Genomic DNA, 5,120 nt, shown 5'->3' on the forward strand with positions numbered 1-5,120 from the left:
TCGGAAGCTGACGCCCATACGGTTAAAAGCGTTCATTGCAGCAATGGCCGCTGTCAGGTCGACAAGATCCTTTTCTGCAAACATCGCTGATGCTGCTGCATAAGCTCCGTCGGATACATGTGTCTCGCTTACCCGCGTGACTTCTTCTGTCCAGGCCAATGCTGAGCGCTCCTGATCCGAGAACAAATAGTGCGCTTCATGCCATACCGGTACTAACAGCACCTTGTCCACCGACATACCTGCTTTGATCAGATCGCGTGAGTGCAGATCGATGCAATGGGCGCAGCCGTTGATTTGAGACACCCTGAGAAACACAAGGTGAATCAACGGGGCTGGCAAATTTGTCGCGGTGGTCACGAAATGATGCAGCCCGCCAAGGGCCTTGGCTGCACCCGGCGAAGCTTCAAACCAATTGAGTCGACTCATGATTTCTTTTCCTTTCTTTGAGCAATGAAGAACGTGACATGCGGATTGCCGCTTGACGGCACACCGCCCAGCTGATGTGCAAACCTATACGCTTGAATTCGATGATGGTGTTAAAGCGGGCTGCAGACTTGATCCACGCTATGGCTATCCCTACCAAAGAACGCCTGCACCTCACCGTACCCTGTTTCCCTTCCAGTATTCAGTGACTCCACACCCTTGGCGGTACCTTCAACGGTGAAGTAGTACACGTGATTGAGACCGATGGTGGCGAGGACGGCGGACAGGTAGGGGCGCAGAAAATCGGGTTGACGGGCATGTTGGCCGCTGATGTAGCCTCCGCAAGCTATTGCGACGTAAACCGGACGATCCGTCAGCGTTCCGACTTTGCCTTTGGCGGTGCCCAGAAACGTTTTGCCCACGCGTACCACCTGGTCGATCCACATCTTGAGTGGGGCGGGCACGCTGTAGTTGTGCATCGGCGTGGCAATCAGCAGTACGTCGCATGCCTGCAGTTGGTCGATCAACTCGTCGGAACGGCTCAACGTACCCTCCTGACCGCTTGCTATGACTACGCGCTGATTGGCTAACGCCTGGGCGTAAGGTGCATCGACTGGGGCCAAGGTGTTGAGGTCTAAATCGGTCAACTGGATACCGCTTCTGCCGGCCTGACTGGCCAAGGCAAACAGGATCTGCTGGGACAGTTTCAGACTTTCCGAAGCCTCTGCATTGGGGCTGGCGACCAGGCGAAGAATGCGCAAAGGAGCAAGTGGCTGCTGGGACGATGTCATGAGGTTTGCCTCCTTGGATGTGCATGCGGGTTATGGCGTATCGAACTGTTTTTGAAAGCGCAGTGCACCCGTCAACAGACCTTCACGGAAGTAGAAACGTTGCGCGCGGGCGTTGGCCAAACCCGTGTCGAGCACCAGGCGTTCACAACCGCTGGCGCGCGCCAGTCGTTCCAAGGCTTGCAATAAGCGCGATCCCCACTGGTCACCCCGCTGAGCCTCGGCGGTTACAAGGTCATCGACATACAGGAATGCGCCGTAGACCAGGTTTTCCTGAAAGCGGTAACCAGCCAGTGCCACAAGAACGTCTGCGTCAAAAGCGCCAATCAGGCGATAGCCTTCAAGGCGCATACGCTCGATGCGGCTGACGAAGTCGGCTTCGCTCGTCAGATGAGGGCGCAATTGCTGCATTACCGGGAATGCGCTGCACAGGTCGTGGGTGCTGTCCAGGGGACGCAGGGCGGTGTCGGCCAGGTCGAGCACGCTGGGTATGAAGTTGTGCAAAGGGACTTTCATGGGCGTTGCCCTCTTCAGTAGGTGATGGCGCTATATTGGACTACCATTGACCCACTTGATTGAGCCAAGAAACGGGATATGAACTAGGCCATGATGACCTCCCCCAAGCCGCCTTTTGCTCCCTTGGAAGAGCAGTCCGTCTTGCCCCTGTATCGTCAACTGTACGATCGCGTGCTGGCCGCCGTTGCCGCTGGCACGTTGTCCCCCGGTGACCGCTTGCCGTCGGCGCGCGCCATGGCTAAGGAGCTGGGGGTGGCACGTGGCACCGTCGAACTGGCCTATTCGCTGCTGGCCAGCGAAGGGTACCTCCTGGCGCTCGGGCAGAAAGGCACCGTAATCAATCCTGAACTGCAGAAGCCTGTGTCAGCGGCCACCGCATTACCAGTCAGCAGCCAAGTGATCGAAGACGCGCCTGATTCGCTCTGGCGTCCACCGCAGCTGTTGCCGTTCCAGATGGGGGTACCGGCGCTGGATGCATTTCCGCGCAAGATATGGGCGCGTCTAGGTGCTCGGTATCTCCGTGGGATGCGACTGGGAGATCTGGACTATCCGGCACCCCACGGCCTGGCAGCGTTGCGTAGCGCCATTGCTTCGTATCTGCAGGTGTCCCGAGGTATCGATTGCGGTGCCCATCAGGTGTTTATCACCAGCGGTTGGCGCAATAGCCTGTCCTTAGTCGCACATACCCTGTTGCAGCCAGGCGAGTGCGCCTGGGTGGAAGACCCGGGCTATCCCACTACGCGCCAGGTGCTTCGCCAGTTCGGCCTGGACCTGGAAGCGGTGCCGGTTGATGCCGATGGCATGAATGTAGAACACGCCATCGCGGGTTCTCGGGCTGCTCAGGTCGCCATGGTGACACCAGGGCATCAGAGCCCGCTGTCGATGGCACTGTCGCTGCCACGCCGGCAACTGCTACTCGATTGGGCTGCCCGCACCGGTGGCTGGATTGTCGAGGACGATTACGACGGCGAGTATCGCTACGTCAGCCGTCCACTTCCAGCGCTGGCCAGCCTGGATCGCCATGGGCGCGTGCTGTATGCCGGCACCTTCAGCAAGGTGCTGTTTCCCGGTATTCGCCTGGCTTATCTGGTGGTGCCGCAGGCGCAGGTGGCAGCGTTCGAGCGCGTCGGCCGTGCCTTGTTTGCTGCCGGGTCACCGTCAATTACCCAGGCTTTGGTGGCGGAGTTCGTTGCCGAGGGACACTTCGCTCGGCATATCCAACGCATGCGCCGCCTCTACAACGAGCGACGGGCATTGACCATCGAAGCACTGGAGCGGAGTTTGCCGAAGGGTATGCAGGTGGAACGCTCGCCAGGCGGTATGCACCTGGTACTGCGTTTGCCGGAGGACGTAAGCGACACCGCCCTGGCCGAGCAGGTGCTGGCGAGGGGCATGTCGGTACAAGCGTTGTCGCGCTGGGCTGCCTCATCGCAGCGTCAGTCAGGTCTGCTCCTGAGTTTTACCAACTGCGCCACGACTGCTCCAGGCGAGCAGCTTGGCGCGTTGATCAGCAAGTTACTCAGTTGAGGTTGGCCTTGTTCAGGCCGAACAGTTCATCGGACGAGCCCGGGATCGCCTGGAAAGCCACATTGAGGCGATTCCAGCCATTGATGGCGACGATCAGGAACGACAAATCCGACAGCTCCTGCTCGGAAAACTGCTCACGCGCACTCGCATACAAGCTGTTGGAGATACCATGAGGCGGCAGTTGGGTCAGGGCTTCAGTCCACTCCAGCGCCGCCCGCTCTGCTGGCGAAAACAGCTGTGACTCACGCCAGACGGCCACGTGGTGAAGACGCAGCTCGCGCTCGCCATGGATCTTGGCCTCTTTCACATGCATATCCACGCAGAACGAACAGCCGTTGAGCTGCGAAGCGCGCAACATGATCAGGTGGGCAAGATCGGCCAGTAGCGGCTTCTTGCTCAGTTGCAGGGTGAGCTCCACCAGTTTGTTGGACGCTTGGGGAGACAGCTTGAAGTAATCAAGGCGGTTGTTCATGGGTAGTTGCTCGTAGTGGGTGGATGGTTGTTGGAGCCCACTGTAGCAACGCTTGGAATAGCCCCACAGGGCCAAGATGGTAGCTTCGAACTAGGCCATATCTGTATCGAAGTGCGCCATGATCACCTATCGAGCGATAGGGTCGAAGGGGCGCAATAGGCCGTTTATTGGCCTCCACGAATGGCCGCAATGTGTCGAAAATGGTCAGTCGCGGCCTGCTTTCGACCCATACATGCCAATTGCGGGTAGAAAATTAAAACATTCTTAATCGTTGATTAATCAAAAGCTTGAGCTTCGCCCCGGTAAGATTCCGCGGCTTTACTAGTGGAGAAAGCTCCGATGCTTCGAATGCTGTTCTGTGCCACCCTCTTAACCACCTCATTCGTCTGCTCGGCTGCTGACGTTGTACAAGGTGGTGAGGAAACGCTGACCGTTCTTAGTTCCGGCGGTATCATGGGCGCTATCCGGGAAGTGGCGCCAGTTTATGAGAAGACATACGGCGTGAAGCTGGAAGTTCTAGCCGCGCCTTCGATGGGGGAAACCCCACAGGCCGTCCCAAATAGGCTCGCCCGCGGTGAGCAGGCGGATGTAGTTCTGATGGTAGGTTCGGCGCTCGACAACCTGGTCGCCAGCGGTCTAGCCGATAAGACCAGCCGAATTGATCTAGGAAAGTCTTTCATTGCCATGGCCGTTCGCAAAGGCGAATCGAAGCCGGACATAGGCACCATGCAGGCCTTGCGCACAGTGCTGCAAAACAGCAGCTCTGTCGCGTACTCCGACAGCGCAAGCGGCGTCTATCTTTCCAAGACCCTGTTCCCTCGCATGCAGCTCGGTGACCAGTTCGTGGCCAAGGCTCACATGATACCTGCCGAGCCTGTCGGCGCGGTGATCGCTCGCGGCCAAGCACAGATCGGCTTCCAACAGCTCAGTGAGCTTAAGCCAGTAAAGGGGATCGACATCGTTGGTCTGATCCCGGCTGAAGCGCAGAAAATGACGATGTATTCTGGCGCTGTCGTCACCAAGAGCCGGCATCATGCCGCAGCCCAGGCGCTCCTCGACTATCTGGCATCGCCAGAAGCCGACGCAGCGATCAAAGATAGTGGCTTGACGCCGCTACCCCATGCAGCAAGCTGACTGCGAGCGCCGACATCGAAACTGGGGCTCGGCGAAACACAAAGATCTTGCCGCAGTCTTCTTTCTGCGAGCGTCTGCAATGGGTCGAAAGCAGCTGTTCACGAGTGGACGCTTTCGCCCATGGCAGACATAGCGTTCGCTGCTGATTTGGGCACTTCAGTAGGTCCAAACCCATCAGAGCCAACAACCCTTGAGATCTCGCCTTGCAATTGGAACATCCCACCGTCAGGATGGATGCTTCATCAGGCTTAAGGAGAGAG

At 58.1% G+C, this 5,120-nt stretch carries 6 protein-coding genes; 2 read left to right on the forward strand and 4 right to left on the reverse strand.

Going from position 1 to position 5,120, the window contains the following annotated elements:
• From PM2_RS29035 to PM2_RS29045, 3 genes are all read right to left on the reverse strand, one after another.
• A partial coding sequence (locus tag PM2_RS29035; RefSeq protein ID WP_042132628.1) for a carboxymuconolactone decarboxylase family protein occupies positions 1–426 on the reverse strand: 426 nt, incomplete at its 3' end.
• A 110-nt stretch (positions 427–536) separates the two neighbouring features.
• Positions 537–1,214, reverse strand: a complete 678-nt coding sequence (locus PM2_RS29040) for an FMN-dependent NADH-azoreductase (protein ID WP_016714331.1) — start codon at positions 1,212–1,214, stop codon at positions 537–539.
• A 30-nt stretch (positions 1,215–1,244) separates the two neighbouring features.
• Positions 1,245–1,727 carry a GNAT family N-acetyltransferase gene (locus PM2_RS29045; RefSeq protein ID WP_042132629.1) on the reverse strand — a complete coding sequence of 161 codons (483 nt, stop codon included), beginning with the start codon at positions 1,725–1,727 and terminating at the stop codon, positions 1,245–1,247.
• Between the two features lie 90 nt (positions 1,728–1,817).
• Here PM2_RS29045 and pdxR point away from each other — a divergent pair, with 90 nt between their 5' ends.
• Positions 1,818–3,254 carry a MocR-like pyridoxine biosynthesis transcription factor PdxR gene (gene pdxR / locus PM2_RS29050; RefSeq protein ID WP_016714329.1) on the forward strand — a complete coding sequence of 479 codons (1,437 nt, stop codon included), beginning with the start codon at positions 1,818–1,820 and terminating at the stop codon, positions 3,252–3,254.
• Here the strand turns inward: pdxR and PM2_RS29055 are convergent.
• A complete protein-coding gene (locus PM2_RS29055) occupies positions 3,247–3,726 on the reverse strand; it encodes a carboxymuconolactone decarboxylase family protein (RefSeq protein WP_012314955.1) in 480 nt (159 codons plus the stop codon). The genes pdxR and PM2_RS29055 overlap by 8 nt on opposite strands.
• Positions 3,727–4,065: 339 nt before the next feature.
• Here PM2_RS29055 and PM2_RS29060 point away from each other — a divergent pair, with 339 nt between their 5' ends.
• On the forward strand, positions 4,066–4,860 hold the full coding sequence (locus tag PM2_RS29060; protein ID WP_016714328.1) for a substrate-binding domain-containing protein: 795 nt from the start codon (positions 4,066–4,068) through the stop codon (positions 4,858–4,860).
• The last annotated feature ends 260 nt before the right edge of the window (positions 4,861–5,120 follow it).

Origin of the sequence: Pseudomonas monteilii NBRC 103158 = DSM 14164 (genome assembly GCF_000730605.1) — a bacterium.
Lineage (GTDB): Bacteria > Pseudomonadota > Gammaproteobacteria > Pseudomonadales > Pseudomonadaceae > Aquipseudomonas > Aquipseudomonas monteilii.

Bases quoted from the DNA above. Each gene is read 5' to 3' on its own strand.
- PM2_RS29055 (WP_012314955.1), bottom strand. From the start codon at position 3,726: ATGAACAACCGCCTTGATTACTTCAAGCTGTCTCCCCAAGCGTCCAAC.
- pdxR (WP_016714329.1), top strand. From the start codon at position 1,818: ATGATGACCTCCCCCAAGCCGCCTTTTGCTCCCTTGGAAGAGCAGTCC.
- PM2_RS29060 (WP_016714328.1), top strand. From the start codon at position 4,066: ATGCTTCGAATGCTGTTCTGTGCCACCCTCTTAACCACCTCATTCGTC.
- PM2_RS29045 (WP_042132629.1), bottom strand. From the start codon at position 1,727: ATGAAAGTCCCTTTGCACAACTTCATACCCAGCGTGCTCGACCTGGCC.
- PM2_RS29040 (WP_016714331.1), bottom strand. From the start codon at position 1,214: ATGACATCGTCCCAGCAGCCACTTGCTCCTTTGCGCATTCTTCGCCTG.